This window comes from Sphingopyxis sp., assembly GCF_035998965.1.
Taxonomy (GTDB): Bacteria; Pseudomonadota; Alphaproteobacteria; order Sphingomonadales; family Sphingomonadaceae; genus Sphingopyxis.
The window spans coordinates 1-26,132 of sequence record NZ_DASYHE010000054.1 but is presented as its reverse complement, the minus strand read 5'-3'; the positions used below and the strand labels follow the sequence as shown (position 1 = coordinate 26,132).

General features: G+C 64.1%; 30 protein-coding genes and 1 pseudogene. 18 read left to right on the top strand and 13 right to left on the bottom strand.

What is annotated here, in order from left to right; all coding sequences use genetic code 11:
* Positions 1 to 36: 36 nt before the first annotated feature.
* Together mnmE and VGN68_RS09650 are read right to left on the bottom strand one after the other, a co-directional pair.
* Positions 37 to 1,341, bottom strand: coding sequence for a tRNA uridine-5-carboxymethylaminomethyl(34) synthesis GTPase MnmE (gene mnmE / locus VGN68_RS09655; RefSeq protein ID WP_327476248.1), 1,305 nt, complete (start codon positions 1,339 to 1,341; stop codon positions 37 to 39).
* Positions 1,342 to 1,364: 23 nt separating this feature from the next.
* A complete protein-coding gene (locus VGN68_RS09650) occupies positions 1,365 to 1,658 on the bottom strand; it encodes a DUF6489 family protein (RefSeq protein WP_327476157.1) in 294 nt (97 codons plus the stop codon).
* A gap of 105 nt (positions 1,659 to 1,763) precedes the next feature.
* Between VGN68_RS09650 and VGN68_RS09645 the strand changes: the two genes are divergently transcribed.
* Positions 1,764 to 2,462 (top strand): dienelactone hydrolase family protein, encoded by a 699-nt coding sequence (locus tag VGN68_RS09645; protein WP_327476155.1) that lies wholly within the window; start codon positions 1,764 to 1,766, stop codon positions 2,460 to 2,462.
* A complete protein-coding gene (locus VGN68_RS09640) occupies positions 2,459 to 2,866 on the top strand; it encodes a nuclear transport factor 2 family protein (RefSeq protein ID WP_327476153.1) in 408 nt (135 codons plus the stop codon). The genes VGN68_RS09645 and VGN68_RS09640 overlap by 4 nt, the downstream gene beginning before the upstream one ends.
* A gap of 13 nt (positions 2,867 to 2,879) precedes the next feature.
* On the opposite strand, the gene VGN68_RS09635 is transcribed toward VGN68_RS09640, so the two are convergent.
* The 6 genes from VGN68_RS09635 to hemE all read right to left on the bottom strand — a co-directional run bounded on the left by VGN68_RS09635 (position 2,880) and on the right by hemE (position 7,342).
* Positions 2,880 to 3,281 (bottom strand): DUF1489 family protein, encoded by a 402-nt coding sequence (locus tag VGN68_RS09635; protein ID WP_327476151.1) that lies wholly within the window; start codon positions 3,279 to 3,281, stop codon positions 2,880 to 2,882.
* Between the two features lie 103 nt (positions 3,282 to 3,384).
* Complete coding sequence (locus VGN68_RS09630; RefSeq protein WP_327476149.1) at positions 3,385 to 4,110, bottom strand: TerC family protein; 726 nt, start codon at positions 4,108 to 4,110, stop codon at positions 3,385 to 3,387.
* Entirely contained in the window at positions 4,107 to 4,397 is a 291-nt protein-coding gene (locus VGN68_RS09625; protein ID WP_327476147.1) for an antibiotic biosynthesis monooxygenase, read from the bottom strand. The genes VGN68_RS09630 and VGN68_RS09625 overlap by 4 nt, the downstream gene beginning before the upstream one ends.
* A 16-nt stretch (positions 4,398 to 4,413) precedes the next feature.
* A complete protein-coding gene (gene rho, locus VGN68_RS09620) occupies positions 4,414 to 5,667 on the bottom strand; it encodes a transcription termination factor Rho (protein ID WP_088439868.1) in 1,254 nt (417 codons plus the stop codon).
* A gap of 195 nt (positions 5,668 to 5,862) precedes the next feature.
* Positions 5,863 to 6,312 carry a CopD family protein gene (locus tag VGN68_RS09615; RefSeq protein WP_327476143.1) on the bottom strand — a complete coding sequence of 150 codons (450 nt, stop codon included), beginning with the start codon at positions 6,310 to 6,312 and terminating at the stop codon, positions 5,863 to 5,865.
* Position 6,313: 1 nt separating this feature from the next.
* Positions 6,314 to 7,342: a uroporphyrinogen decarboxylase gene (hemE, locus tag VGN68_RS09610; protein ID WP_327476141.1), complete on the bottom strand. Its 1,029-nt coding sequence runs from the start codon at positions 7,340 to 7,342 to the stop codon at positions 6,314 to 6,316.
* A 350-nt stretch (positions 7,343 to 7,692) separates the two neighbouring features.
* Here hemE and VGN68_RS09605 point away from each other — a divergent pair, with 350 nt between their 5' ends.
* The 12 genes from VGN68_RS09605 (at position 7,693) to VGN68_RS09550 (ending at position 15,962) form a co-directional block, all read left to right on the top strand.
* Entirely contained in the window at positions 7,693 to 8,505 is an 813-nt protein-coding gene (locus VGN68_RS09605; protein WP_194953125.1) for a pyruvate, water dikinase regulatory protein, read from the top strand.
* Positions 8,502 to 9,098: a Maf family protein gene (locus VGN68_RS09600; RefSeq protein ID WP_327476134.1), complete on the top strand. Its 597-nt coding sequence runs from the start codon at positions 8,502 to 8,504 to the stop codon at positions 9,096 to 9,098. The genes VGN68_RS09605 and VGN68_RS09600 overlap by 4 nt, the downstream gene beginning before the upstream one ends.
* Complete coding sequence (gene aroE, locus VGN68_RS09595) at positions 9,095 to 9,910, top strand: shikimate dehydrogenase (RefSeq protein WP_327476132.1); 816 nt, start codon at positions 9,095 to 9,097, stop codon at positions 9,908 to 9,910. The genes VGN68_RS09600 and aroE overlap by 4 nt, the downstream gene beginning before the upstream one ends.
* Positions 9,907 to 10,530: a dephospho-CoA kinase gene (coaE, locus tag VGN68_RS09590; protein ID WP_327476130.1), complete on the top strand. Its 624-nt coding sequence runs from the start codon at positions 9,907 to 9,909 to the stop codon at positions 10,528 to 10,530. The genes aroE and coaE overlap by 4 nt, the downstream gene beginning before the upstream one ends.
* Positions 10,531 to 10,549: 19 nt before the next feature.
* Positions 10,550 to 11,251, top strand: coding sequence for a DNA polymerase III subunit epsilon (gene dnaQ / locus VGN68_RS09585; RefSeq protein ID WP_327476128.1), 702 nt, complete (start codon positions 10,550 to 10,552; stop codon positions 11,249 to 11,251).
* Between the two features lie 47 nt (positions 11,252 to 11,298).
* The gene (gene hpf / locus VGN68_RS09580; RefSeq protein ID WP_327476126.1) at positions 11,299 to 11,871 is read left to right on the top strand and encodes a ribosome hibernation-promoting factor, HPF/YfiA family; all 573 of its coding nucleotides are present in this window, start codon (positions 11,299 to 11,301) and stop codon (positions 11,869 to 11,871) included.
* Positions 11,872 to 12,022: 151 nt separating this feature from the next.
* Positions 12,023 to 12,487: a PTS sugar transporter subunit IIA gene (locus VGN68_RS09575; RefSeq protein WP_327476124.1), complete on the top strand. Its 465-nt coding sequence runs from the start codon at positions 12,023 to 12,025 to the stop codon at positions 12,485 to 12,487.
* Between the two features lie 21 nt (positions 12,488 to 12,508).
* Entirely contained in the window at positions 12,509 to 12,847 is a 339-nt protein-coding gene (locus tag VGN68_RS09570; protein WP_327476122.1) for a DUF1491 family protein, read from the top strand.
* Positions 12,848 to 13,040: 193 nt separating this feature from the next.
* On the top strand, positions 13,041 to 13,709 hold the full coding sequence (locus VGN68_RS09565) for a cell wall hydrolase (protein WP_327476120.1): 669 nt from the start codon (positions 13,041 to 13,043) through the stop codon (positions 13,707 to 13,709).
* 71 nt (positions 13,710 to 13,780) lie between these two features.
* A complete protein-coding gene (locus VGN68_RS09560) occupies positions 13,781 to 14,392 on the top strand; it encodes a DUF4136 domain-containing protein (RefSeq protein WP_327476118.1) in 612 nt (203 codons plus the stop codon).
* Positions 14,389 to 15,498 carry a M14 family metallopeptidase gene (locus VGN68_RS09555; RefSeq protein ID WP_327476116.1) on the top strand — a complete coding sequence of 370 codons (1,110 nt, stop codon included), beginning with the start codon at positions 14,389 to 14,391 and terminating at the stop codon, positions 15,496 to 15,498. The genes VGN68_RS09560 and VGN68_RS09555 overlap by 4 nt, the downstream gene beginning before the upstream one ends.
* A complete protein-coding gene (locus VGN68_RS09550; protein ID WP_327476114.1) occupies positions 15,498 to 15,962 on the top strand; it encodes a GNAT family N-acetyltransferase in 465 nt (154 codons plus the stop codon). Before VGN68_RS09555 ends, VGN68_RS09550 begins: the two co-directional genes overlap by 1 nt.
* A gap of 73 nt (positions 15,963 to 16,035) precedes the next feature.
* Here the strand turns inward: VGN68_RS09550 and VGN68_RS09545 are convergent, their stop codons facing one another.
* Positions 16,036 to 16,497, bottom strand: a complete 462-nt coding sequence (locus VGN68_RS09545) for an Hsp20 family protein (RefSeq protein WP_327476112.1) — start codon at positions 16,495 to 16,497, stop codon at positions 16,036 to 16,038.
* Between the two features lie 188 nt (positions 16,498 to 16,685).
* On the opposite strand from VGN68_RS09545, the gene gpmA reads away from it, so the two are divergent.
* A complete protein-coding gene (gene gpmA / locus VGN68_RS09540) occupies positions 16,686 to 17,372 on the top strand; it encodes a 2,3-diphosphoglycerate-dependent phosphoglycerate mutase (protein WP_327476110.1) in 687 nt (228 codons plus the stop codon).
* A gap of 55 nt (positions 17,373 to 17,427) precedes the next feature.
* Here gpmA and VGN68_RS09535 read toward each other — a convergent pair whose 3' ends face one another.
* The 3 genes from VGN68_RS09535 to VGN68_RS09525 form a co-directional block, all read right to left on the bottom strand.
* Positions 17,428 to 19,518, bottom strand: coding sequence for a TonB-dependent receptor (locus VGN68_RS09535; RefSeq protein WP_327476108.1), 2,091 nt, complete (start codon positions 19,516 to 19,518; stop codon positions 17,428 to 17,430).
* Positions 19,519 to 19,644: 126 nt separating this feature from the next.
* A complete protein-coding gene (gene dapD / locus VGN68_RS09530) occupies positions 19,645 to 20,487 on the bottom strand; it encodes a 2,3,4,5-tetrahydropyridine-2,6-dicarboxylate N-succinyltransferase (RefSeq protein WP_327476106.1) in 843 nt (280 codons plus the stop codon).
* Positions 20,484 to 21,161 carry a pyrimidine 5'-nucleotidase gene (locus VGN68_RS09525; protein WP_327476104.1) on the bottom strand — a complete coding sequence of 226 codons (678 nt, stop codon included), beginning with the start codon at positions 21,159 to 21,161 and terminating at the stop codon, positions 20,484 to 20,486. Before VGN68_RS09525 ends, dapD begins: the two co-directional genes overlap by 4 nt.
* Before the next feature lie 168 nt (positions 21,162 to 21,329).
* On the opposite strand from VGN68_RS09525, the gene VGN68_RS09520 reads away from it, so the two are divergent.
* Together VGN68_RS09520 and VGN68_RS09515 are read left to right on the top strand one after the other, a co-directional pair.
* Positions 21,330 to 23,726, top strand: a complete 2,397-nt coding sequence (locus VGN68_RS09520) for a S8 family peptidase (protein ID WP_327476102.1) — start codon at positions 21,330 to 21,332, stop codon at positions 23,724 to 23,726.
* 42 nt (positions 23,727 to 23,768) lie between these two features.
* On the top strand, positions 23,769 to 25,070 hold the full coding sequence (locus tag VGN68_RS09515; protein ID WP_327476100.1) for an amidohydrolase family protein: 1,302 nt from the start codon (positions 23,769 to 23,771) through the stop codon (positions 25,068 to 25,070).
* Positions 25,071 to 25,213: 143 nt separating this feature from the next.
* Here VGN68_RS09515 and VGN68_RS09510 read toward each other — a convergent pair whose 3' ends face one another.
* Positions 25,214 to 25,717, bottom strand: coding sequence for a DNA-deoxyinosine glycosylase (locus VGN68_RS09510; protein WP_327476098.1), 504 nt, complete (start codon positions 25,715 to 25,717; stop codon positions 25,214 to 25,216).
* A gap of 305 nt (positions 25,718 to 26,022) precedes the next feature.
* On the opposite strand from VGN68_RS09510, the pseudogene rpsL reads away from it, so the two are divergent.
* Positions 26,023 to 26,132: pseudogene (gene rpsL / locus VGN68_RS09505) on the top strand (30S ribosomal protein S12); the annotation flags it as partial.

Genomic DNA, 26,132 nt, shown 5'->3' with positions numbered 1-26,132 from the left:
CCGAATTGGCTCAAAATCGCTGTTCCACGTGGAACATCATTTCCCGATGCAGAAACGTCCGAACAAGGTGTCGAGCATATCTTCTACCCCCGCTCGCCCGGTGATCCGATCCAGCGCCCCGCTCGCGAGCCGCAGTCGCTCGGCAAGCAGGATCAGGTCGGACGCCTCGCGTGAGCCCGGTGCAATCAGCAGCCAATCGCGCGCCTCGCCGAGCGCGGCGCGCTGGCGCTGGCGCAACGCCGCTTCGCCCTCGCGTGGCAACAACGTCCGCGCCATCTCGACAATCATGCGATGCAGCGCCGCCATCCCCTCGCCCGTCGCCGCCGACAGCGTCAGATCGCACCGCGCCGCCTCGGCCTCGGCCGCCGCATCGCCGCGCCATCGGTCGGCCTGCGCCGCAATCAGGATCGCGCGCGGGTGGTTCGGGACATCCTTTGGCGCCCCCAACCAGAGCAGAATATCCGCCCCCTCGACCGCCGCCTTCGCGCGATCGATACCGATCATTTCGATCGCATCGGCACTTTCTCCGCGCAGCCCTGCCGTATCCGAAAAGCGCATCGCAATCCCGTCGAGCGCCAATGGCGTCTCGATCACATCGCGCGTCGTCCCCGCCACCGGTGATACGATCGCTAGCTCCCTTTGCACTAAAGCATTGATAAGTGTGGATTTTCCGGCATTCGGTGGCCCCGCGATCACCACCGACAACCCCTCCGAAATCACCTCCGCCGCGGGCCGCGCCAACCACTGCCCCAACTCGTCCGCCAAAGCCGTCATTCCAACGATCAACTTTAGAGTGACAACTTCGCCAACTTCCACATCATCCTCATCGGCAAAATTCAGCTCCGCCTCGGCCTCCGCCATCAGCGTCAGCAGCCGGTCCTGCCAAACCGCAACCGCCCGCGACACATGCCCGCTTGCCATACCGAGCGCCTGCACCCGCTGGCTCTCGGTCTCTGCCGCGAGCAGGTCGGCCAGTCCTTCCGCCTCCGCCAGGTCGACCCGCCCATTGAGGAACGCGCGCCGGGTAAATTCTCCCGCTTCGGCACGCCGTAATCCCGGCAGCTCACCCAGCGCCGCTTCGACCGCCGCCACCACTGCACGACCGCCGTGAAGGTGCAGCTCGGCGAGATCTTCGCCCGTCGCTGTCGCGGGACCGGGAAACCACAGGATCAGCGCGCGATCGAGGGGTTCTCCGTCGATGGTCGTGAGATCCACCAGCGTCGCCCGCCGCGCCGCAGGCAAATGCCCGGCCAGCGCCTGCAACGCCGCACCCGCCTGCGCCCCGCTGATCCGCACGACCGCAATCGCCGCCGGCGGCATCCCGCTCGACAGGGCAAAAATCGTGTCGTTGAGGCTTTCTTGATTCAGCTCTTGCGCCCTCGCGCCGGCTTGTCGTCGTCCGTCTCGGCCGATTTGCTCGCGCCGCCCATCAGCCCGCCGCCGAATTGGCCGAGCAGCGACTGGACCAACCCCAGCCCGCTCTCGCCCATCGGCACCCAGGTCTTCACCATCGCCTGCACCATGTCGGGGGTAATCCCCTTCGCCATCAAGTCCTTGACGCGGTCGAGATAGACATCGTGCAGCGGCTCCAGATCGGGCAGGCCGAACAGCTGCCGTGCTTCCTGCGGGGTGCAATCGATCTCGATATTGAACTTCATCGCCTGTCTCCGCCCCGATAAACCGGTAAGCCGCTTGAGCCACGCCCGCAGCCCCGCTAGCTTCGCGCTTTCAACGCCATTTAGCAAGAGTCAGGAACCCCCCACATGTCCGCGACGAACATCACGATCCCCGCGCTCGACTGGACGAATGCCATCCCCGCCTATGTCGCGCGCCCCGATGCCGATTCGTCGCGCGCGATCATCGTCATTCCCGAAATTTTCGGGGTGAATAGCGGGATTCGGGAAAAATGCGACGATTGGGCGGCGCAAGGCTATTTGGCGATTGCGCCCGACCTGTTCTGGCGCTTTGCGCCGGGCGTCGAACTTGATCCCGATGTCGAGGCAGAACTGAACGAAGCCTTCGGCTATTTCGGCCAATATGACGCCGACGACGGGGTCAAGGACATCGAGGCGGCGATCCGCTGGCTCCACGCGCAGGGCGCGACCAAGGTCGGCTGCGTCGGCTTCTGCCTTGGCGGACGGCTGGCCTATATGGCCGCGGCGCGCACCGACGTGAACGCATCGGTCGGCTATTATGGGGTGATGATCGACCAGATGCTGGGTGAAAGCCATGCCATCGCGCATCCGTTGATGCTGCATATCCCGACCGCCGACCATCTCGTCGGTCCCGAGGCGCAGGCGAAGATGCACGAGGGGCTGGATTCGCATCCCAAGGTCACCCTCCACGACTATGAAGGGCTCGACCACGGCTTTGCCGCCACCAGTGGCAATCGCCGCGACGAGGCGGGCGCGCAGCTCGCCGATGGCCGCACCAAGGCCTTTTTCGCCGAGCATCTGGCATGAACGCCGCCGATCTTGCCCATAGGGGTATCGCGGCCTGGCATGCCTATATGGAGGGCGGCGGCGATCCGCAGGCACTCCGCGACATGCTCGCCGAGGATGCCGTGTTTCACTCGCCCGTCGTCCATTCACCGCAGGCGGGCCGCGACAAGGTGTTCGCTTATCTTCATGCCGCCAGCCATGTCCTCGGCGGCGACGATTTCCGCTACGAGCGCGAGATTATTGACGGCGACCAGGCGATGCTGGAATTCGCCACCACCCTCGACGGCATCCACATCAACGGCGTCGATATCATCCGCTGGAATGACGACGGAAAGATTATGGATTTCAAGGTGATGGTCCGCCCGCTCAAGGCGATCAACAAAGTCTGGGAGAAAATGGGCGAGATGCTGGCCGCGCAGGGCTAGCGTTCGCGCTGCGCTAGATCAGCATCAACGCGGCCAACTCGCGGTAAAGGTGCGGCGGCAGATCGGCCACGCCGTCATGCTCGGTCATGCCTTTCGGCGCATCCTCATCGGCCAGATAGCGCCAGCCCTGATGCGCGCGCTTCGATAGCGGCGGCAATATCTCCACATCCTCCGAACATACGATGTCGACCCGGCCATCCTTGCGATCATCAAAGCGCAAAATCTGCTGCCGCGCGACGATGCGGTGCTTGATGATCCAGTGCAGATAGCCACCGATCAGCTCGTCCATCCGCTTCGGCCGCATCCGCGTCGCATAGCGCACCTCGCCATCGCGCACGCGCGTCGCCACCCGGCGCGCGAAGGTCTCGACATGCGCGCAACCGACCGCGACCTTGGTGAGATGGAGTGGGGGCATCGAGCTTAAATGGTGCGGCGACGGCGAAAACCAAGCCGATACGCCGCGATCGTCCCGACGCCAACGGGTAACTAAGCCGTCGGCGTCGGGATATCGAAGCGGTCTAGCCCAGCAATGTCCCCAGCCCGACCGTCGGGTCGACCCAGCCGTCGTAGATCATCTTGACCGCGACATAGACGATGACCGCAAGGCCGATGTAGGCGATCCAGCGATAACGCTCGATATATTTGGCAATGATGTTCGCGGCCAGACCCATAAGCGCGACGGCAACGATCAGGCCGACAATCATGATCCCGGGGTGGTCACGCGCTGCGCCTGCCACCGCGAGAACATTGTCGAGGCTCATGCTGACGTCGGCGATGGCGACCGCCCAGGCGGCACCGGCAAAGCTCTTGGCGGGCTTCAGCCCCGAATGTTCGTCGCCAGCAATTTCCGGCGAACCGGCCGAATGCGCACCATCGCGCAGCTCGCGCCACATCTTCCACGCCACCCAAGCGAGCAGCAGGCCGCCGATGAAGATCAGCCCGACGATCTGCAAGAGCTGGGTCACGACCAAGGCAAAGGCGATACGCAAGACAAGCGCCGCGAGGACGCCGATCAGGATCACCTTGCGACGCTGTTCGGGGGGCAGCCCTGCGGCCAGCGCGCCGACGACGATCGCATTGTCGCCCGCGAGCACAAGGTCGATCAGCAACACCTGCAAAAACGCCGCCATCGCGGCGGGTTCGGTGATGTTCGAAAAATCATTGACGATATGGCCCCATATTTCGCTGGGGCCGCCAAAACCTTGCGCAGCCGTGGTGGCAGCGGTCAACAAAAGGTCAATCACACAGGCTCTCCGAAATATTGCACGACAGGCATGGGGTCATAAAAAGGATGTAACAGCGTCCGCCACTCGTTGTATCGATCCGAGCGACGGAAACCATCACGATGGTCTTCCATGCGGTCCCAATGCACGATCAGCAAGTAAGTTTCCACCGCTTCGCACCCGCGCCGCACCTCCATCCCCAAAAATCCGGGCGAGGCGGCGATCAGCGGGCGCGCTTGAGCCAAAGCGCGTTCGAACGCGGCACCTTCGCCGGCACGAACCTGCAACAGTGCGTGCTCGACGATCATGCTGCGCGCATCCGACCTATTGGTTCATCGAATCGAAAAAATCCTCGTTGGTCTTCGAATCCTTGATCTTGTCGAGCAGGAATTCCATCGCATCGATGGTGCCCATCTGCATGAGAATGCGGCGCAGCACCCACATTTTGCTGAGCTTGTCCTTTTCCATGAGCAGTTCTTCCTTGCGCGTTCCCGACTTGCCGACGTCGAGGGCGGGGAAGATGCGCTTGTCGGCGACCTTGCGGTCGAGGACGATTTCGGAGTTACCGGTGCCCTTGAATTCTTCGAAGATCACTTCGTCCATGCGGCTGCCGGTATCGATCAGCGCGGTGGCAATGATCGACAGCGACCCGCCTTCCTCGATATTACGCGCAGCGCCGAAGAAGCGCTTCGGGCGCTGCAGCGCATTGGCATCGACACCGCCGGTCAGCACCTTGCCCGATGACGGCACCACGGTGTTGTAGGCGCGCCCCAAGCGCGTGATCGAATCGAGCAGGATAACAACATCCTTCTTGTGCTCGACCAGACGCTTGGCCTTTTCGATCACCATTTCGGCGACCTGGACGTGGCGCGTCGCGGGTTCGTCGAAGGTCGAGGACACGACCTCGCCCTTCACGCTGCGCTGCATGTCGGTGACTTCCTCGGGGCGCTCGTCGACGAGCAGGACGATCAGATACACCTCGGGGTGATTGTCGGTGATCGCCTTGGCGATATTTTGCAACAGCACCGTTTTACCGGTGCGCGGCGGCGCGACGATCAGCGCGCGCTGGCCCTTGCCCTGCGGGCTGATCAGGTCGATCACCCGCGCCGACTTGTCCTTGACCGTCGGATCGACGGTGTCGAGCGACAGCTTCTGGTTCGGATAAAGCGGGGTCAGGTTATCGAAATTGACCCGGTGACGGACGACATCGGGATCGTCGAAATTGACGCTGATCAGCTTGGTCAGCGCAAAATAGCGCTCGCCGTCGCGCGGCGCGCGGATCTCGCCTTCAACGGTATCGCCGGTGCGCAGGCCATGCTTGCGGACCTGGTTCGGCGACACATAGATGTCGTCGGGACCGGCGAGATAATTGGCTTCGGACGAACGCAGAAAGCCGAACGAGTCCGGCAGCACTTCGATCGTGCCCGAGCCGATGATCTCTTCATCCTCGGCGACTTCTTTGAGGATCGAGAACATCAGATCCTGTTTGCGCAGCGTCGAAGCGCCTTCGACCCCCAGTTCCTCGGCCATTTCGACCAGCTGGGCGGGCGATTTCGTTTTGAGTTCTTTAAGATGCATGGATGGATTCCAGGTGAATTTCAGGAAAAATGACAGTCGATTTTCATTGCACCGCTGGGGTGCCTATCCGGCCGTGGGACGACCGTTTGCGATAGCTTCGGCGCTTGGGAAGCGCCGCCCGACTGGCGGGATTGACACGGCCCCTATAACCGCCGCGGGGGCAAGTCAATCGGACCTGCGCCGGACCACCGGATATCAGGGCCGAACGACCGCCAGAATGACGATGACCGCGGCGGCGACACCGGGGACTTCGTTGAGCAGCCGCAGCTGCTTTTCGGTGAGCGGCCGCTGGCCCTGTTGCAGCTTCTTGAAATAGCCGATCATCCAGCCGTGGTAACCCGACAGCGCAAACACCAGCATGAATTTGGCAATGAACCAGGTCTCACCCCAATAATTGCCGTTGAAGGCGAGCAGCAGCCCGAGAAGCCAGACGATCGTCAGCGACGGATTCAGGATGATGCGCCGCAAACGGTCTTCGCGCTCGATCCACTTTTTGTCCTCGACCGATCCAACAGCACATTGGTGGTGATAGACAAAGAAGCGCGGCATCATGAACAGGCCGGCCATCAGGAAGATCACAAAAATGATGTGCGCCGCTTTGACCCAAAGCATCGTCGCCCCCAAAAATCCCGCCCAGTCTGCCATATTACCCGCCGCGAACCCGTCTGATCAGATGCTCGACATGGGCGATCGGCGTATCGGGGACGATGCCATGGCCGAGGTTGAAGATATGGGGTCGCGCCGGGAAGGCTGCAAGGATGCGGTCGATCGCGGCGTCCAATGCGGGCCCCCCCGCTACGAGCGCCAGCGGATCAAGATTGCCTTGCACCGGCAGATGTTGCGGCAGCACACGGTCGGCCCAGTCGGGATCAACCGTCTCGTCGAGCCCGATTGCATTGACCCCCGTTTCATCGGCATAGGCGCGCAGCTTGCCGCCTGCGCCCTTCGGAAAGCCGATCACCGGTGTGTCGGGGTGCATCGTCTTTAAACGGCGGACAATTTCCGCGTTGGGCGCGATCACCCAGCGTTCGAATTGCGCCGGGCTCAGGCTGCCGGCCCAGCTGTCGAACAACTGCACCGCCTCGACGCCATGTTCGATCTGCCCTGACAGATAGGTTACGGTAACATCAACGATCGCATCGATGATCGCCTGAAACGCCGCCGGATCCCCAAACGCCAACCGCCGCGCTGCGGCCTGATCCTTCGACCCCTGCCCGGCCACCATATAGGTGGCGACGGTCCAGGGACTGCCGGCAAAGCCCAGGAAGGTCGTCTCGGCGGGCAGCGAGGCGGCAACGCGCGCGACGGTCGCATAAATGGGGTCCAGCCGCTCCGGCGCCGCTTCGAGCGCAGCGAGCGCGCTGTCGACGAGCGGCGGGGCAAGCCGCGGCCCCTCGCCAGCTTCGAACCATAATTTCTGTCCCAGCGCGTGGGGGACGATCAAGATGTCGGAAAACAGAATGGATCCGTCGAAGCCGAAGCGCCGGATCGGCTGCAGGGTAACTTCCGCCGCCGCTTCTGGATCATAGCATAGCTCGAGGAAACCGCCCTTGGTCTCCCGCAGCGCGCGATATTCGGGGAGATAGCGTCCTGCCTGACGCATCAGCCACAGTGGCGGGCGTTCCTGCCGCACTCCGCGCAGCACGGCCAGCAAGCTCTTCGGTGACGCCTTCACACGGCCCCTCTTTCTCTCTTCAATATATAGATTGGATATTATTGTGGTGGTTTGTTGGTCGGCGGACAGTGCGGCTTTAGGCGGAGGCGCCGATTTTGCCAACAGCTTGACTCTCCTCGGGCCGTCGCTGCGCGCAGAGTCGCGGCCGGCTGTGCCCCTAATTCACAGCCTGTGGATAGATTCCGTCCCTTGTGGACAAGTGATCGAGGGGAATCGGCAGTGTCGGGGACAAATCTCCCGTCCCCATTTGCTCCCCGCGCTTGTCCAAAACTTATCCACAGGTGGCTTTTTGGCCGTGCAGACCTGATCTGGGATTGCCTTTTTCTGCAGCTTCCCGCCATGGTGCCGCGATGGGCCGGCTTCACCTTCATCTCATATCTGACTCCACCGGGGAGACACTCGAAAATATCGCCAAGGCGGCGATCGCACAGTTCGACGATGTCGAAGTGGTGCGCCATTTCTGGCCGATGGTACGCTCGGAATCGCATCTCGACCGGATCATGGCCGAAGTGCAGGCCAGTCCGGGGATGATCCTGTTCACGCTCGTCAACGGCGACCTACGCGTCAGTCTCGAACGCCGCGCCGGGGCGCTCAATCTGCCGCTTGTGCCCGCGCTCGACGCGGTGACCGATGCGCTGTCGCGGATGCTGGGTCAGGAGGCGAAGGCGCGGCCGGGACGCCAGCACCAGCTCGACGCCGCGTACTTCGCGCGGGTCGAGGCGATTCAGTTCACCGTTGCGCATGACGACGGCATCGGCTGGGAGAATTGGGAACAGGCCGACATCGTTCTGGCCGGGGTGTCGCGCACCTCGAAAACCCCGACCAGCATCTATCTGGCCAATCGCGGATTCAAGACCGCGAACATTCCGATCGTTCCTGAATCGCCGCCGCCCGATGCCTTGTTCCGGCTGAAGCGCCCGATGGTCGTCGGGCTGACCACCGGGCTCGACCGCCTGGTGCAGGTGCGGCGCAACCGGCTGCTCTCGCTCAACCAGGCGCCGGAGACGAGCTATGTCGATGACGAGCGGGTCAAGGCCGAGCTGGCCTATGCGCGGCGGATGTTCGCCGATAACGGCTGGCCGGTGATCGATGTGACGCGGCGTTCGATCGAGGAAACCGCCGCGGCGGTGATCAAGCTGGTCGAGGATCGGGCGAGCGCATGACCTTGCTGCTCGCTTCGCAAAGCAGCGGCCGCGCCGCGATGCTGCGGGCCGCCGGACTCAAATTCGAGACGACCGCCGCGCATGTCGACGAGGAGGCGCTGACCGCATCGCTGCTCGCAACCGGCCAGACCCCGCGCAATATCGCCGACGCACTCGCCGAAGCCAAAGCCGTCAAAATCTCGTCGCGGCTTCCCGGTGTGACCGTCATCGGCGCCGACTCGACGCTCGCGCTTGATGACGGGTCAATGCTGTCGAAACCCGAGACACCCGACGCCGCCGCCGATCACCTCCGCCGCATGGCGGGCGCGCGTCATCGCCTGTTCAGCGCTGCAGTGGCCGCGCGCGACGGTGAGCCGGTGTGGCGCGCGATCGGCGAGGCGAAGCTGTGGATGCGTCCCTTGTCCGACGCCTTCATCGCCGCCTATGTCGCGCAGCATTGGGACAGCATTCGCTGGACAGTCGGCTGTTACGAGATCGAGGGAGCGGGCGTGCAATTGTTCGAAAAGGTTGAGGGCGATCCCTGGACGATCATCGGGATGCCGATGCTGCCATTGCTCGCGTGGCTGCGCACGACCGGATTGGCGGCATCATGAGCGGCACCCCTTATGCCGAAGTAATCGGCGATCCGATCGCGCAGTCGAAATCGCCGCTGATCCACAAATTTTGGCTCGAAGCGCTCGGCATCGCGGGGGATTATCGGCGCGCCCATATCAAGCCTCAGGATCTCGCCGCCTACCTCACCGAGCGCCGTGACGATCCCCACTGGCGCGGCTGCAACGTCACCATCCCGCACAAGGTCGCGGTGATGGACCTGGTCGACGACCCTGGCAATATTCGCTGTACGATCGGGGCCATGAATACGATCGTGCGTCAGCCCGACGGGTCGGTGATCGGCACCAACACCGACGCGGCGGGCTTTTATGCGCCGCTTGCCGAGCTCGATCTGGACGGCGCGCCGGTCGCGGTTGTCGGCGCGGGCGGCGCGGCGCGGGCGGTGTTGTTCGCGCTGGCACGCGCGAACGTCGGCCATGTCACCATCCTCAATCGCAGCCCATTGAAAGCGATGGGCCTGCTCGCGACCTTCGGACTGAAGGGCGATGTCGTCCAGCTAGACGCCGCGCTCCCGCCGGTCGCGCTGCTCGTCAATTCGAGCAGCCTTGGCATGACCGGGCAGCCGCCGCTCGATCTTGACCTGTCGCCGCTTCCCGAAGACGCGATTGTCTATGACCTCGTCTATGCGCCGCTCCAGACCGGCTTGCTCAAGGCTGCCGCCGCGCGCGGGCTCGACACCATTGACGGGCTCGACATGCTGATCGGCCAGGCCGCGCTCGCCTTCGAGCTGTTTTTCGGCGCGCCGCCGCCCGAGGGTCGCGACGACGAACTGCGCGCGCTGCTCATTGCATGACCCACCACCCCCGCCCCGGTTCGCGGTTGCGGCGGCCTTTCATCCTCGGCCTCACCGGCTCGATTGGCATGGGCAAATCGACTGCAGCGGCGATGTTCGAACGCGAAGGCGTGCCGGTATTCGATGCCGATGCCGAAGTCCACCGGTTGCAAGGCCCGGGCGGCGCGCTGGTCGCGGCGATCGAAGCGCGTTTCCCGGGCACGACCGGGCCCGGCGGCGTCGATCGCCAGAAGCTTGGCGGGCTGGTGCTCGGCAACCGCCACGAACTCGCCGCGCTCGAAGCGATCGTCCATCCCGCGGTGTTTCGGGCACAAAAAAAATTCCTCGCCCGCCACCGCGCCCGGGATGTCGTGGTGCTCGACATCCCGCTGCTCTTCGAAAAGGGCGGCTGGCGGCGCGTGGGGGCGATTGCGGTGGTGTCGGCGCCGACGTGGATGCAGACCAAGCGGGTCATGCGCCGCCCGGGTATGACTTATGCGCGGTTGAAAGCGATCCGGCGGCTTCAGGTCCCCGATCGCATGAAGCGCGCGCGCGCCGATTTCGTCATCGACACGGGCGGACCCAAAAGCGAGACGCATCGCCAGATTCGCGCCATCGCCTCTTGTTTCCGCGCTCGATAGGGTCCAGATTAATCGTTCAATGCGAGAGATCATCTTCGATACGGAAACCACGGGATTCGATCCCAAGACCGGGGACAGGCTGGTCGAAATCGGGTGCATCGAACTGGTGGATCGCCGTGAGACCGGCCAGACCTTTCACGCTTATTTCAATCCCGAGCGCGATATGCCCGCCGCTGCCGAAGCGGTCCACGGCCTGTCGATCCAGTTTCTGTCGGACAAGCCTTTGTTTGCTGAGCGCATCGACGACCTGATGGAATTTCTCGGCGACGCGCCGCTGATCGCGCACAATGCCGCTTTCGACTTTGGTTTCGTCAACGCAGAACTGGAGCGCGCAGGACGCGCCGCGCTCGACATGAGCCGGATGTGCTGCACGGTGCAGATGGCCCGCAAGCTCCATCCGGGCGCCAAACACAGCCTCGACGCGCTGTGCACCCGCTACGGCATCGACCGCAGCCACCGCGTCAAGCATGGGGCTCTGCTCGACGCCGAATTGCTGGCGCATCTCTATATCGAAATGACCGGTGGACGACAGATCGGTTTGGGGCTGGCATCGTCGGCACCCGGTACCGAAGCCTTGGCGCCGACCATCCCGCAAGCGGCGCGCGGCCATGACCGTCCGTTTCGAGAACCCCGACCCCATATGGCATCGGCCGCCGATCTGGCGCGCCATGCCGAATTTGTCGCAGGGCTGAACCAGCCGCTGTGGCTCGATACGGTGTGATGACGCTCCCTTGATGTCATCGCATCGGACATAGCAGGAGAAGAAAAATGGAAATCCGCGTCTCTGGCCACCAGATCGAAACCGGCGAAGCGCTGCAAGCGCATGTGTCGGACCGGATGAACGCGATTGCCGACAAATATTTCTCCCGGGCGATCGGCGCGCACGCCACCTTTGGCAAAGGCCCGCACGACAGTTTCCAGTGCGACATCGTTGCGCATGTGATGCAGGGGCTGGTGCTCAAGGGACATGGCCAGGCACAGGACGCGCATGTCGCGTTCGAGGGCGCCGCCGAGCGCATCGAAAAGCAGCTGCGACGTTACATGCGACGCCTGAAGGATCACAACAATGGCGTGGCAGTGCCATCGCCGACGGTCGACGAGATCGAGGAAAACGCGGGCTACACTGTGTTTGACCCCGGCGATGACGAAGACGCCGGCGACGCGCCCGCGATCATCGCCGAAACGCGCGTCGATATTCCCAGCAGCAGCGTGTCGGACGCGGTGATGATGCTCGACCTGCGCAACACCAACGCGCTGCTGTTCGTCAACAGCAAGACCGGCGCGCACAACATGGTGTATCGCCGCGACGACGGGACGATCGGCTGGGTCGAACCACGATAAGGCTGGATTTTCTCCGCCAACCGGCATAAGGGCCGCGCCCAACAACGTCCTATGCCGGTATGGCGGGGCGCCGGTACGACCGATCCGCAACCGATTGCCCAGGAACGGCCGGCACGCTTTGCCCGGCGGCTACACAGATTTGATCAGACCCATGAATCTTTCTTCCCTTCTTTATCCCGCGACCGTGCGCGCGCATGTGCAACTCGATTCGAAAAAGGCACTGTTTCCCTTTGTCGGCGATCTTGCCAGCCGTTCGCTAGGCCTCGATGCGGGCGAAGTCAGCGAAGCCTTGCTCGAACGCGAGCGGCTCGGTTCGACAGGCTTCGGGCGCGGGATTGCACTGCCGCATACCAAAATGGCCGACCTCACCGGGGTGCGCGGGCTGTTCCTGCAATTGTCGCGCCCGATCGACTTCAACGCGGTCGATGGCTTGCCGGTCGACCTGCTGTTCGTGCTGCTGTCGCCGCTCGATGCCGGGGCCGATCATTTAAAAGCGCTCGCGGGCGTGTCGCGGATGCTGCGCAATGAAGCGATCGCCGAGCGGCTGCGCGGCGCGAAGAACGACGAAGCGCTCTACGCGCTGCTCGCCGACACTGAAACGCGTGACGCGGCGTAGCGCCGCGGCGCGAACTTTCGCATGACGCGGCTGACCAGCCGCTTTCTCGTCGACCTGCTGCTCCGCCGCACCGAATCGGCGGGTGGCTTTGCGACGGTGCTCGCCAAAGGCGACGAGCATTCGGGCGTCATTCTGGTCCAATGCACCGAACGCGGCCAGCCTGGGCCGCTACTCGAACGGCGTTTTTCGGCGAGCGGCCACTATATCTGGGAGCCTGTCGGCCCCGATGACCCCAATGATGGTGAATCGCGCGCCAACTACCAGAACCGGCGGCAAAAGGCCGATCCCGATCTGTGGATCGTCGAACTGGACATCGCAGATGCGCCACGGCTCGTCGCGGAATGGGCCGCGTTAACTTGACTCTGTTGCGGTGCAACATAGGTGGCGCGCATTCGATAACGCGTAGGTCGTTCCGTGGGTTGCATCGTCTTGGCGATGCCCCGGCAAAACGGGTTGGACACGCAGTCGGACGATGACCGCAGGCAGTATTGGACCATAGTCCCCCGCCTGTTTTGAGAGGTTCGGTTCATCGGCCGCACTTTTGACGGACACTATGAGTCGTATTTTGAACGTAGCCAGCGTGGCTGCCGTCGGCATGACTGCCGCCACCATGCTGCTTTTGGCGGAACCGGGCTTTGCAAGCGATCTTGCCGCCGACGCCAATCTTCCCGCCCTGATCGCACCTGGCGTCGAGACGCCGGTTGTTGCTGAACAGGCGGATATGTCGATCAAGGCCGATGCGCCGATCGGCGGCATCAACGAAAATACCGGCGAAGCACCGGCCCCGGAATCGAAACCGGCCCCGGTCACCGCCGAATCGCTCGCCGCGCTGGTCGCCGCGACGCCCCGCCCCGCCGACTTGGATCCCGAGCTGCGCTGCTTGGCCGGCGCCGTGTATTTCGAATCGCGCGGCGAATCGCTCGTTGGCCAGCTTGCGGTCGCGCATGTCGTGATCAACCGCGCCCAGTCGGGCCGTTTCCCCAAAAGCCTGTGCGGCGTCGTCCATCAGCGCAGCCAGTTCAGCTTTGTGCGCGGCGGCAAGATGCCGGCGATCCGCGAAGGTGCGCAGTGGAACAATGCGATCGCGATCGCGCAGATCGCCCGCGACGACAGCTGGAAAAATCATGCCCCGGGCGCGCTGTTCTTTCACGCCCGCTATGTATCGCCGGGCTGGCGCAAGACGCGCATTGCGCAGATCGACAACCACATCTTCTATCGCTGAGGCGCAAGACGCCGCGACGCGGCATCATCCCATTCATTGCCAAGCCATATTTGGTGGCGCATGATGCCCGGATGACGCGTCAAATCTCTGTCGCCCTGCTCTGTGCAGCGGCGCTTTCGTTCGGCGGCTGTGCCACTGCAGTGCCGCCGGTCGAGGTCACTCGCTTTCACAATGCCATGCCCAGCTGGGCGCCGGGGACGCGCTACGCCATCGCCACCGCGCCGCTCGATGGGCCGGGCGCAGGCATGCCGTCGCTCGAATGGAACAGCTATCGCGCCGCTGTCGACGAGCAGTTGCAGCGCCAGGGGCTGGTCGCCGCCGGGACCAACGAACGCGCCCCATTGCTGGTCCGAATCGCCTTTGAACGCAGCGAACAACCGCTAGAGGGGCGCCGCTCGCCCGTATCGGTCGGGGTTGGCGGTTCGACCGGCAGCTATGGTTCAGGGGTTGGACTCGGTATCGGCATCAACCTTGGCGGCGGTCCCAAGCGGATGGCCGATATGCAGCTGTCGGTGCGCATCGACGATGCGGCAACCGGGCAGGCATTGTGGGAAGGCCGCGCGCTTGCGGCAATCCCGGTAAAGGCGCCCGCGGCGCAACCGTCGCTTGCCGCAGCAAAATTGGCTGAAGCCTTATTCAAGGACTTCCCCGGCGAATCGGGACGCACTATCAGCGTCAAATGACCATCACCATCAACGCCGCTTTCGACAGCGGCAACATCGTCGTGGACGCCATCGACGGCACGTCCGCCCGCCTGTCGATCCGCAAGGACCGCGACTCCGATTTCTTCCAGTGGTTTCATTTCCGCGTGTCATGCGCGGTCGGCGATGCTCTCGAACTGGCGATCACCGGGCTCGATGCTTCGGCCTATCCCGACGGCTGGCCGCGCTATGCAGCCCGCGCAAGCTATGACCGCGATTGTTGGTTCCGCCTCGACACCAGCTATGATGCGGGCACGCTGACCATCCGCCACACCGCCGAAAGCCCAGTGTTGTATATTGCCTATTTCGCGCCCTTCTCGATGGAGCGCCATCACGACCTCGTCGCCTCGATCGCCGAGTGCGAAGGCGTCACCTATCGCTGCCTCGGCACCAGCCTCGAAGGGCAGCCGATCGACTGCCTCGAAATGGGCAACGGCGACACCCAGGTCTGGCTCTATGCCCGCCAGCATCCCGGCGAGAGCATGGCCGAATGGTGGATCGAAGGCGCGCTCGAAAAGCTCACCGACCCCGCCGATCCGCACGCGCGTTCGCTGCTCAAAAAATGCCGTTTCCATATCGTCCCGAACATGAATCCCGACGGGTCGTGCCGCGGCCATCTGCGCACCAATTTTGCGGGGGTGAACCTCAACCGCGAATGGGACAATCCGACCGCCGCGCGCAGCCCCGAAGTGTTGTGCGTGCGCAACGCGATGGACGAGACCGGGGTTGATTGGGCGATGGACGTCCATGGCGACGAAGCGATCCCGGCGGTGTTCATCGCGGGCTTCGAAGGCATTCCGTCGCTGAAGCCCGAGCAACTGCAAAAATATAAGGCATTCCAGACCGCGCTCGCCGCCAACACCCCTGATTTCCAGGTCGAACTCGGCTACAGCGAATCGGCGCCGGGCAAGGCCAATCTGTCGATGTCGACGACCCAGCTTGCCGAACGCTTTGGCGCGGTGTCGATGACGATCGAAATGCCGTTCAAGGACAATGACGACCTTCCCGACCCGGTCGCGGGCTGGTCGCCCGAACGCTCGAAGCTGCTGGCGCACGCGTGTCTGGCGACGCTCGACCAGATGCTGTGATGGGCGACTGGCGGATCGTCGAAGACGATCTGTCGGGCGCCGCGATCCGCGCGTTGCTGGAACAGCATTTCGCGGGGATGCTGGCGAACTCGCCCGCGGGCAGCTGTCATTTTCTCGATTTTGACGGGCTTAATGCCGACGATGTGACCTTCTGGTCGATCCATGATGGTGAGGCATTGGCGGGGTGCGGCGCGCTCAAGACGCTCGATGCCGAACATGGCGAGATCAAGTCGACGCGCACAGCCGACGCCTTCCTGCGCCGCGGCGTTGCCGCGCGCATGCTCGACCATATTATCGCCGAGGCGCATGGCCGCGGGCTCAAGCGGCTCAGTCTGGAAACCGGTTCAGGGGCGGCGTTCGCACCCGCGATCGCGCTCTATCGCCGCTATGGCTTCGATGATTGCCCACCGTTCGGTGACTACAAGCCCGACCCGTTCAGCCGCTTCATGACCCGCGCGCTCTAGGAACGAAAACGGGGTCCGGAAGGGACTCCGGACCCCGTTCGTGATGCCCTGCGGGGCATGGGTTCGCAGGCGTTTATGCTGCCTGCTTGTCCTCGACCAGAGTCGGGGTCACATGGCCGCCGATCGCGATCTTGTGCGGCTTCATCGCCTCGGGCACTTCGCGCACCAGGTCGATGATCAACAGCCCGTCGGCCAGGTCGGCGGCGCTCACGCGCACGAAATCGGCGAGCTGGAAGCGGCGTTCAAACGCACGCGTCGCAATGCCGCTATACAACAGCTGCCGCTCTTCGCCTTCGGCGGCGGGCGCCTTGCGGCCGCTGACGGTCAGCATATTCTGCTGCGCAACAATGTCGATTTCGTCGCTCTTGAAACCGGCGACCGCCACGGTGATGCGGAAATGATCGTCGGCGACCTTTTCGATGTCGAACGGCGGATAATTTTCCGCCCCCGAACCACTGGTTTCAAGGAAATCGAACAGCCGGTCGAAACCGACGGTCGAACGGCGATAGGGGGTCCAGTCAAAACTGTTACGCATGGTCTTTCTTCCTTTCCTAAAAGCGAAGTCAGGGACCGCGGCGGCGCGCCGCGATCGCCACCCGGCCCCGTTTCGGCGACCGGATGCTGCAAATCTGGGTGCGCTGAAAACCATTTCAAGAGGGCGATTGGCGTTCACGCGAAAGCCACGCTAAGGGGCAGCAAAACCCTCCATCCGAAGGATCCGAAATGCCGCAGCTCATCCTCATCCGCCATGGTCAGTCGCAGTGGAATCTCGAAAACCGCTTCACCGGCTGGTGGGACGTCGACGTCACCGAAAAGGGCGTGGCCGAGGCGTGGGCGGCGGGCGAGTTGATGAAAGCGAAGGGGATCGCGCCCGATACCTGCTTCACTTCGGTCCAGTCGCGCGCGATCAAGACGCTGAATCTGGCGCTCGAGGCGATGGGACGCTTGTGGCTGCCGGTGACCAAGGACTGGCGGCTCAACGAGCGTCATTATGGCGGACTGACCGGGCTCGACAAGGCCGAGACCGCGGCGAAGCATGGCGACGATCAGGTCAAGATCTGGCGCCGCAGCTTCGATATTCCTCCCCCGCCGCTCGAAGCCGGCTCGCCATGGGATCTCGCCGGCGACCCACGCTATGCGGGCATCGATATTCCCGCGGCCGAAAGCTTGAAGGACACGATCGAGCGCGTCCTGCCCTATTATGAAAGCGCGATCGTGCCAGAGCTTGCCGCGAGCAAGACCGTGCTGATCTCTGCCCATGGCAACAGCCTGCGCGCGCTGGTCAAGCATCTGTCGGGCATTTCGGACGCCGACATCACCAGCCTCGAAATCCCGACCGGCCAGCCGATCGTTTACGAATTGAACAACGACCTGACCGCGCGCGAGCGTTATTATCTGAGCGAGCGGTAAAAGGCGGCGCGGCGCCCGTGCCTCGTCCTCCCGGCCGTCGCCGGGATGACGGTGCTCAAATCGTCCCCGTCACGGTCAGCTGGACATATTGCCCGAACTTGCGCCGCCGACTTTCGCTGAGTGCGATCGGCCCGTCGCGGCGATCGACGAACACGGTGCGGTCGAATGCGTCGATCATCCCGGCCAGATTGCGATACGACAGCTTCACCGTAAACCCCGCGACATCCTTATGCTCGACAAAGGCGGTGACGAACGCGCCGTCGGTATAGTCATTCTCGATCGCGCCGAGCCGCAGATTGGGGCTGTATCGCTCAGCGAAATAGCCCGCCCCCCACGCCAGCTTCGATCCCGGGATGTCGTGACGCAGGCTGACATCCACCAGATACTCCTGGCCTTGGCTCTGATCGCGCCATCCGCCGGTCAGCGGGTCGCGCACCCGGTTGCGTCGCCAGGTCAGGTCGCTGTTGATGCGCGCGCCTTTCCAGCCCAGCCGGTCGAGCAACAACGTCGCCTTTGAACTGATGCGATAAAGATGCGCACCCGGCAGGTTGCCGCGGCCTTCGGTGGTCGGCGACAGCGGGATCTGATCGACCAGATCCTGCGCATAGGCATAAGCGAAGGCGACCGAGGCATTGCCCCACGCACCCATGTCCTGAACGAACTCCAGCTCGGTTCGGTTCAGAACAGGGGGCACCAGCAACCCGTTGCCGCCATTGCCCTGCCCATTGGCGACATCGACCGAACTGGCGAAATCAAAGAAATTGAGCTGATCGACGCGGCGCTGCACGAACCAGTTGACGGTCGTCTTGGCGCCCAGCTTCCACGCCAGCGCGAGCTTGCCCTTGGGACGAATAAAGCGGCGGGTCAGCCCGCCCGGGCCGGATGACGACAACTCGCTATATTCGGCGCCAAGGTTGATCTGCGCGGTCAGGTTTGACGCGAGTGCACGCCCCCAGGTCAGTGACGCTTCGCCGCGTTTTTCCTCAACCTTGGTCGTCTCGCCGCCGAAGATGATCGGCAGGAAACTGCCGTCGGGTTGTAACGTGGCAAATTCGGCGTCGACGTCGAGCGTGTTATAGGCGCCTTCCAGCGCAACCTGCCAGTCGGTGCCGCCCGCGGTGCGCCAGCCATATTCGCCGCGCAGGATCGATTCGCCTTCGTCGGCGGTCTGCTTGAACCGCTCTCCGCTGCGCCCGCCGATCGCTTGATCGACGATGAAGGTGTCGACGGTGGGACTATGTTCGAAACGGTAGAGCCCGATCAGTTTGAGCCGCCCCTTACCCAGTCCCAGCTCATAATCGCCGCCGATGTCGAAATTATGCTCATCTTCGATCGATTCGAACGTCTCGCGCACGATGCCGTTCGTTGGCCGCGCCGACACGCTGCTGACCCGGTCGTGGATTTTCTGCAACTGGCCGCCCAGGTTGAAATTCCATTTGTTGCCGCCGGTCGTCGTGCGCGCCAAGGCCAGCGCCAGGCGTGGCCGGTCGCCATAATAACGGGCAAACTCGTCGCGGGTGAACTGCAGCACGCCGTTGCCGTCAAAGCGGTCTTCCGGTCCCCAATGCCCCTGCCGATTGGCGTCATTTTTAAGACTGAGCGTGACATTGGTGCCGCCAAGCCGACCGGTGGTCGAAACCTCGCCCGCCAGCCAATTGTCGGCAATCCGCGGGCGCCATTCGGGTTGCCAGCGGATCGTCGTCGTAAAGCCAGCCTGCGCCGCGCCCGCGACCAGCACGACATTGGCGACCTGCCCGGTCAGGCCGGGGACGTTCAGGCTCGCGCCATCGACGATGTCGACATAGGCGACTTGCGTTGCGGCAATGCGTTGCAGCGCACTGCGCGCATCGGTCGATTTGTTGGCGATACGCTCGCCGTTGATCAGCACATTCTGCGTAGCGGCTCCCAGTCCGCGCTCACCGCCGTTGGTGCCGGTGACGATCAGGAAGCCCGGGACCTTCTCGACCATATCGAGCGCGGTGCGCGGCGAAAAGCTGGCGAAATCGCTGGGGCTGTAGCGTTGCGCGCCGTTGGCAGGCGTTTCGACAGCGGGGGCAGGGTCAAGCGCTGCTTCCTGCGCCATCGCTAACGACGGCGGGCAGGCCATAGCCATGGCCAGCGACGAAACAGCTGAAAAGCGACGCATGGTTTCCTCCCCCAACCGGACACGCCGGCGTCGGGCGTTCCGTGCGCCGCTTTGGGCAGGGCGATCGTAAAACGATGTCAAACTTCTACCAACCCGAGGCAGCGTTCGACGAGCGGCGAGGGGGCTTCAGTCGCGCAGCAACTCATTGATGCCCGTTTTGGCGCGCGTCTTGGCATCGACGCGCTTGACGATCACCGCGCAGTAGAGCGACGGGCCGGGCGAGCCGTCGGGCAGCGGCTTGCCGGGCAGCGCGCCGGGGACAACCACCGCGTAAGGCGGCACTTCGCCGATGAAAATCTCGCCGGTCGCGCGGTCGACAATCTTGGTCGAGGCGCCGAGGTACACCCCCATCGACAGCACCGCGCCTTCGCGCACGATCACGCCTTCGGCGACCTCGGCGCGCGCACCGATGAAAGCGCCGTCCTCGATCACCACCGGTCCGGCCTGCAGCGGTTCGAGCACGCCGCCGATTCCGGCGCCGCCCGACAGATGGACGTTGGCGCCAATCTGCGCGCAGCTGCCGACCGTCGCCCAAGCGTCGACCATCGAGCCCTCACCGACATAGGCGCCGATATTGACGAAGCTGGGCATCAGCACCGCGCCCTTGCTGATAAAGGCGCCGCGGCGGACGATCGCACCGGGGACGGCGCGGAAACCTGCGTCGCGGAAACGGTTCTCGCCCCAACCCACGAATTTCGACGGCACCTTGTCCCACCAGCGCGCGCCACCGGGGCCGCCATCGATGAGTTCCATGTCGTTGAGGCGGAACGACAGGAGAACGGCCTTTTTCAGCCATTGATTGACCTGCCATGTCCCCCCCGCGTCACGCTCGGCGACGCGCAAGCTGCCGTTGTCGAGCCCGGCGAGCGCGGTTTCGACCGCATCGCGCACCGTGCCCTGCGTCGTCAGCCCCAAAGTGTCGCGCGCTTCCCATGCGGCGTCGATTGTCGTTTGCAGGTCGGTCGTCATGAAATCCCCCAGGGAGCAGGCAAGCCATCGAGCCAGTCGGCAAGGTCGCTCACATGAAAATCGACCTGGTCCGGCAGGTGGTCGCGATGGCCGCTTTCGCTGCCATTGTCCAGCCAGACGGTGGTCATCCCCAGCGCCTTGGCCGGGGTCAGGTTGCGCGCCATATCCTCGACGAACAGGCTGCGCGCCGGGTCGATGCCCAGATGCGCAATCATCGTCGCATAAGCCGCGGGGTCGGGCTTGGGCGTATAGCCGGTGGCGCGAATGTCGCAGATGCCGCCAAACAGGTCGGCGATGCCGCGCGCGTCGAGCACGCGCGCGGCATAATCGGCATCGGCGTTGGTGAACACCAGCTTGCGGCCGGGCAGGCGCTCAAGCCCCGCGCGTAGCCGTGCGTCGGGCGCGATCCGGTCGAGCGCGATATCATGGACGTCGACCAGAAAATCTTCGGGGTCGACCCCGTGATGGCGCATCAGCCCGGCCATCGTCGTACCATGATCGTGGAAATACAGCTTCTGCACCCGCCGAGCCTCGACCGCATCGCAGTCGAGCAGGCACATCATGAAGGCGCCCATGCGTTCATCGATCAGGTCGAAAAGCTTCGCCGACGGCGGATAGAGCGTGTTGTCGAGATCGAAGATCCAGCAGTCGATATGATTGAGGGGAACGGACATGGTGCGGCGGCGCATAAAGGCCGGGAGAAGTGGCGGCAAGGCCGGCAATAGGATCCTCCCTTGTTGTGCAGCGATGGGGAGGATTGGAACGCCCAATTAACCGCTCTTTGCTACCCCTTCGCTATTCGGTCGGCTAGGATAGCTTCGATCAAGGCAAGGGGAACGGCGATGGCGTATCCAAATCGACGCAACAGCATCCGCCGGTTGGCTGGGCGCCCTTCGCCCATACTCCTCAGCATCGCCGCGCTGTCGCTCGCCGGTTGCGGTGGTGGAGGCGGGGCGCGGCCTGCGCCGACCCCGGCCCCGCCGTCGGCACCCGCGCCGACCCCGACTCCGACCCCCGCACCAACCCCGACGCCCACCCCGCCACCGGCCGGAAATTTCAACACCGCCGAAACGCGGCGATCCGACGGGGTCAATTTCCATGGCGCGATCACTGCTTATCAGGCGGGCGCGACGGGGCACGGAATTTTGGCAGGGGTGATCGACGACGGCATCGACGAAGACAGCCCCGAATTCGCCGGGCGTATCTCGCCCCTTTCGACGGACCTCGCCGGGTCGCGCGGGATCAACGGTGAGGGCAGCCATGGCACCAATGTCGCGCAGATATTGCTCGGAGCAAAGAATGACGCGGGCACGATGGGCATCGCCTATAACGCCAATCTGCTCGTGCTACGCGCCGACCGGCCGGGGAGCTGCGCGACCGAGGATCCGACCAATGATGAAAGCGGGTGCCTGTTTCCCGAAAGCGCGATTGCCGCGGGGCTCGACCGCGCGGTGACGGCGGGCGCCCGCGTCGTCAATATCTCGCTGGGCGGCGACGACGGCCCCGGCGCGACGTTGCGGGCCGCAGTGCAACGCGCAACCGCCGCCGGGATCATCGTGATCCTGTCGGCAGGCAACGAAGGCGACACGACGGCGGGGGGCAACGACCCGAACAACCCCGGTTTGTTTGCGCAAGGGCTTCGCGATGCCGGGGGCGGGCTCGTCATCATTGTCGGTTCGGTGGACGAAAACGGCGTGCGTTCGGATTTCAGTAACCGCGCCGGCACCTATGCCGGATCCTATCTCGCGGCACTCGGCGAGGGGGTATGCTGCGCGTACAAAGACGGCGTGATCGAAACCAGCGGCAATTTTGTGTTCGTGATCAGCGGCACCAGCTTTGCCGCCCCGCAAGTCGCCGGTGCGGTCGCATTGCTGGCCCAGGCATTTCCGAACCTGTCGAGTCAGCAGATCGTGCAATTGCTCTATCAATCGGCGCGCGACGCCGGGGCGGTCGGCGACGATGCGGTGTACGGGCAGGGCGTGCTCGACATCGCGCGTGCGTTTCGGCCGATGGGGGCGACGACGCTCGCGGGGACTGCGACCGCGGTCAATCTGGGCAGCGCGCTTGGCGTCCTGGGCGGACCGATGGGCGACGCAGGTGCGGGGCGCGCCTTATCCACGATCGGGCTGGTTACCGATGGTTTTGGCCGTGCGTTCAGCGTCGATTTCGCGCAGTCGCTGGCGCCGCGCCGTCCCGACTTCAAATTGTCAGGCGCGTTCGGCGGCCTCGTACGCCAGCAAAGCGCCGCCAATCATGTAACCGCGCTGTCGCTCGTCACCGCGCCGGCGGCAAGCGGGGGTGATGCGCTGGCCGGGTTGTCGTTCCACGATGCACGCATGGCGCGCACCCTTGCGGCGTCGGTGATGACGCGACTCGATGCCCGGACGCGGATCGGCTTTGCCGCTGGCCGCGCAACCAGTGGCCTGCTCGCGGGCGAGCGCGGCGAGAGCGGCCATGCGATGCTGATCGGCGACGGCGCGCACGACGGGCTGGGCTTTGCCGCGACCCTCGGGATCGGATCGGTGCTGCGTCACAACGTCGCGGCCAATCACTATGTCAGCATCCTTATGGAAGATGGCTGGGTGGCGGGCTCGCGCTGGCAGGACGATCCGCTGCTCCGCTATCGCTCGGGCCGCGACAGTCGATACCAGCGGCTTGGCGCGTCGTGGGATGCCCGCTTCGGCTCGTTCCGCGCTGCGCTGGGCGGCAGCTGGCTGCGCGAATCGGACAGCCTGCTCGGTGCGCGGCTTGGTCCCGTCTTTGGCGCCGGTGGTGCGACCAGTCTGGTGGGCGATGCCAATCTGGGCGTCGATCTGGCGAACGAATGGCGCCTGTCGGGCGCATGGCGCCAGATGTGGGTCCGCCCCGATCGTGGCGGCCTGATTGCGGGCGGGGCGCTGTGGGCATCGGCCTTTTCGTTCGACGTGGCCAAGGCGGGGTTGCTGCGCCCCGGCGACCGCGCCGCGCTGCGTTTCGCCCAGCCACTCCGCGTCGCGCGCGGCGGCATCGACCTGCTGCTGCCTGTCGCGCATGATTATGCCAGCGGCCGCACTGATTTCGGTCAGCGCACCTATAATCTCGCGCCGACGGGCCGCGAACTGGTGGTCGAGGCGAGCTATGCGCTGTCGCTGCTGGGCGGCGATCTGATCGCCAATACATGGTGGCGGCAGGATCCCGGCCATATCGCCGCGATGCCCGACGACAAGGGCGCGGCGCTGCGCTTTACGCTCGGCTTCTGATCGGCTTTAACGCATCCCATATTCATATCAGGGGATGCCAGCATGAAACCGATCCATTGCCTTCCGATCGCGCTGCTCGGCGCGGCGCTCGTAACTCCGCTTGCTGCGCAGGCGCCCGCGCGCACCGCAATTCACGCCGGACAATTGCTCGCCGAACCTGGCAAGCCGGTTCGCGGCGCGTCGACGATCATCGTCGAGAACGGCCGGATCGTGAGCGTCGCCGACGGCTATCAGCCCGCCGAACCCGGCGCGACCCTGATCGACCTCAAGGACAAATATGTCCTCCCCGGCCTGATCGACAGCCACGTCCATCTGACCAGCGACGCGGGCGGCATCGCGGGGCAGCTGGAGGATGTCACGCTCAGCCCCGCGGCGCAGGCCTTCAATGCCGAGGTCAACGGGATGAAGACGCTGCGCGCGGGCTTTACCACGGTGCGCAACCTCGGCGATGGCGACGGCGCGACGCTGGCGCTGCGCGACGCGATCCTCGCGGGCAAGGTACAGGGGCCGCGCATCGTCGATGCGGGGGCCAGCATTTCGGGCAGCGCCGGACATATGGACGGCTCGCTTGGCTATCGCGACGAGCTGCGGCCCTTCTTCGCGGGCGCGGGCAACACCTGTAACGGCGCCGACGATTGCCGCCGCGCAGTGCGACTCCAGGTCGGGCGCGGGGCCGATGTGATCAAATTTGCCTCGACCGGCGGGGTCAACAGCCGCATCGGCGCCGGGCTGGGCAAGCAGATGTTCGACGATGAAGCGCAGGCGATCGTCGAAACCGCCCAGCTGTTCGGCAAAAAGGTCGCGGTCCATGCCCATGGCGCCGACGGCATTCGCCTCGGGCTGACCGCGGGCGCTGATTCGATCGAACATGGCACGATCCTCGACGAAGCGACGATCAGCCAGTGGGCGAAATCGAAAACCTATTATGTCCCGACGCTGTCGACGGTGAACGGCTATAAGGAACGCATCGCCGCCAATCCGGGCGCCTATGAGCCCGACGTGCTGGCCAAGATCAAATGGCGGATCGAAATCACCGGCAAGAGCCTGGAACAGCTCGTCCCGCGCGGAGTCAAGATCGCCTTCGGGACCGATGCCGGGGTATCGAAGCACGGCCGCAACGGCGACGAGTTCGAACTGATGGTCCAGCACGGCATGACCCCGGTCGCGGCGCTGAAAGCGGCGACAGTAAACGCCGCCGACCTGCTCGGCCTGTCGAACGAGATCGGCAGCATCGCGCCGGGCAAAAGCGCCGACATCATTGCCGTGGCCAGCGACCCGCTTGCCGATGTGCGGGTGCTGAAAAAGGTCGATTTCGTGATGGCGCGGGGGAAGGTGGTCGACTGACCGGCCTTAATTCTTCCTGTGGCGCAGCCAGGGGGAGGTGGCAGCACGAAGCGCTGACGGAGGGGCTTTGCCGCTGACGTTGCGCCCCTCCACCACCGCCTGCGGCGGCGGTCCCCCTCCCCATGGCTTCGCGACAGGAAGGATTAGTCGTCGACCAGCGCCTCACCCAATTGCTGCCATTGTTCCTGCTTCGCCGAAAAGCGGCTGGTGTTCGCCGCACTGCTCGACGGTAAGTCGACAAGTGCGACGCCGTGCAAGGCGGATAATTGCCGCCGTCCGATGGCTGCCGCCGTCCCACCGTTAAATGCGATCATGCTCAGCTTGGGCAAGGTAGCCACCAGCGACGCTAGATCCTGCGCTTCAAGCGCGCGAATCTCGCTGTCGCTGCTCGATCGCCGTTCGGCGGTACGGATCACGTCCCACAGGCCGATCTTCGCGGTGCGCAGCCGGACCAGTCGTTCGTCATAATCAAGGTCAGCGAGCGGTTCGACGATCACCGCACCGACCAGCCGCCAGAACTGGTTCGTCGGATGCGCATAATATTGCTGCTCGGCCAGCGACCGCGCACCGGGCAGGCTGCCGAGGATCAGCAGCCGGGTGTCGGGGGCGACCTGGGGTGCAAAGCTGGCGTGGCGGATCGCGGGCATCGGCCACCGATAGCCTGGCGGGCGTGGCGCAACAATCTTGCTCGCCCCTTGACCCTCAAGGGAATCACCGCTAGGGGCCGCGTCGATCGAAAGCGGCGCTTAACCGCCTTTTTCGGTTACAACAGCGCTGAACATTGCTGGCGCGGATGAAGCCTCCGGAAGATCGAGACGATCAGCCGGGGTCTTTTGCTGTTACAAGGTTGCCCGTTTTCTGCGGATTTCTGCGGAGTTCGGATCGATGCTTCATCCACCGCGGTACAGTAACCGTTCGCTTTGATGGGCGGACATTTAAAGGTGAAGCATTCATGCCCACGATCAACCAGCTGGTCCGCAAGGGCCGGACTCCCCAGAAGGTGAAGTCCAAGGTCCCGGCGATGGACGCAAACCCGCAAAAGCGCGGCGTTTGCACCCGAGT

Excerpts from the sequence above, each read along its gene's own strand:
- VGN68_RS09650 (WP_327476157.1), bottom strand. The coding sequence starts at position 1,658 with ATGAAGTTCAATATCGAGATCGATTGCACCCCGCAGGAAGCACGGCAG.
- VGN68_RS09645 (WP_327476155.1), top strand. The coding sequence starts at position 1,764 with ATGTCCGCGACGAACATCACGATCCCCGCGCTCGACTGGACGAATGCC.
- VGN68_RS09640 (WP_327476153.1), top strand. The coding sequence starts at position 2,459 with ATGAACGCCGCCGATCTTGCCCATAGGGGTATCGCGGCCTGGCATGCC.
- VGN68_RS09635 (WP_327476151.1), bottom strand. The coding sequence starts at position 3,281 with ATGCCCCCACTCCATCTCACCAAGGTCGCGGTCGGTTGCGCGCATGTC.
- VGN68_RS09625 (WP_327476147.1), bottom strand. The coding sequence starts at position 4,397 with ATGATCGTCGAGCACGCACTGTTGCAGGTTCGTGCCGGCGAAGGTGCC.
- rho (WP_088439868.1), bottom strand. The coding sequence starts at position 5,667 with ATGCATCTTAAAGAACTCAAAACGAAATCGCCCGCCCAGCTGGTCGAA.
- VGN68_RS09615 (WP_327476143.1), bottom strand. The coding sequence starts at position 6,312 with ATGGCAGACTGGGCGGGATTTTTGGGGGCGACGATGCTTTGGGTCAAA.
- VGN68_RS09605 (WP_194953125.1), top strand. The coding sequence starts at position 7,693 with ATGGGCCGGCTTCACCTTCATCTCATATCTGACTCCACCGGGGAGACA.
- VGN68_RS09600 (WP_327476134.1), top strand. The coding sequence starts at position 8,502 with ATGACCTTGCTGCTCGCTTCGCAAAGCAGCGGCCGCGCCGCGATGCTG.
- aroE (WP_327476132.1), top strand. The coding sequence starts at position 9,095 with ATGAGCGGCACCCCTTATGCCGAAGTAATCGGCGATCCGATCGCGCAG.
- coaE (WP_327476130.1), top strand. The coding sequence starts at position 9,907 with ATGACCCACCACCCCCGCCCCGGTTCGCGGTTGCGGCGGCCTTTCATC.
- dnaQ (WP_327476128.1), top strand. The coding sequence starts at position 10,550 with ATGCGAGAGATCATCTTCGATACGGAAACCACGGGATTCGATCCCAAG.
- hpf (WP_327476126.1), top strand. The coding sequence starts at position 11,299 with ATGGAAATCCGCGTCTCTGGCCACCAGATCGAAACCGGCGAAGCGCTG.
- VGN68_RS09575 (WP_327476124.1), top strand. The coding sequence starts at position 12,023 with ATGAATCTTTCTTCCCTTCTTTATCCCGCGACCGTGCGCGCGCATGTG.
- VGN68_RS09570 (WP_327476122.1), top strand. The coding sequence starts at position 12,509 with ATGACGCGGCTGACCAGCCGCTTTCTCGTCGACCTGCTGCTCCGCCGC.
- VGN68_RS09565 (WP_327476120.1), top strand. The coding sequence starts at position 13,041 with ATGAGTCGTATTTTGAACGTAGCCAGCGTGGCTGCCGTCGGCATGACT.
- VGN68_RS09560 (WP_327476118.1), top strand. The coding sequence starts at position 13,781 with ATGACGCGTCAAATCTCTGTCGCCCTGCTCTGTGCAGCGGCGCTTTCG.
- VGN68_RS09555 (WP_327476116.1), top strand. The coding sequence starts at position 14,389 with ATGACCATCACCATCAACGCCGCTTTCGACAGCGGCAACATCGTCGTG.
- VGN68_RS09550 (WP_327476114.1), top strand. The coding sequence starts at position 15,498 with ATGGGCGACTGGCGGATCGTCGAAGACGATCTGTCGGGCGCCGCGATC.
- VGN68_RS09545 (WP_327476112.1), bottom strand. The coding sequence starts at position 16,497 with ATGCGTAACAGTTTTGACTGGACCCCCTATCGCCGTTCGACCGTCGGT.
- gpmA (WP_327476110.1), top strand. The coding sequence starts at position 16,686 with ATGCCGCAGCTCATCCTCATCCGCCATGGTCAGTCGCAGTGGAATCTC.
- VGN68_RS09535 (WP_327476108.1), bottom strand. The coding sequence starts at position 19,518 with ATGCGTCGCTTTTCAGCTGTTTCGTCGCTGGCCATGGCTATGGCCTGC.
- dapD (WP_327476106.1), bottom strand. The coding sequence starts at position 20,487 with ATGACGACCGACCTGCAAACGACAATCGACGCCGCATGGGAAGCGCGC.
- VGN68_RS09525 (WP_327476104.1), bottom strand. The coding sequence starts at position 21,161 with ATGTCCGTTCCCCTCAATCATATCGACTGCTGGATCTTCGATCTCGAC.
- VGN68_RS09520 (WP_327476102.1), top strand. The coding sequence starts at position 21,330 with ATGGCGTATCCAAATCGACGCAACAGCATCCGCCGGTTGGCTGGGCGC.
- VGN68_RS09515 (WP_327476100.1), top strand. The coding sequence starts at position 23,769 with ATGAAACCGATCCATTGCCTTCCGATCGCGCTGCTCGGCGCGGCGCTC.
- VGN68_RS09510 (WP_327476098.1), bottom strand. The coding sequence starts at position 25,717 with ATGCCCGCGATCCGCCACGCCAGCTTTGCACCCCAGGTCGCCCCCGAC.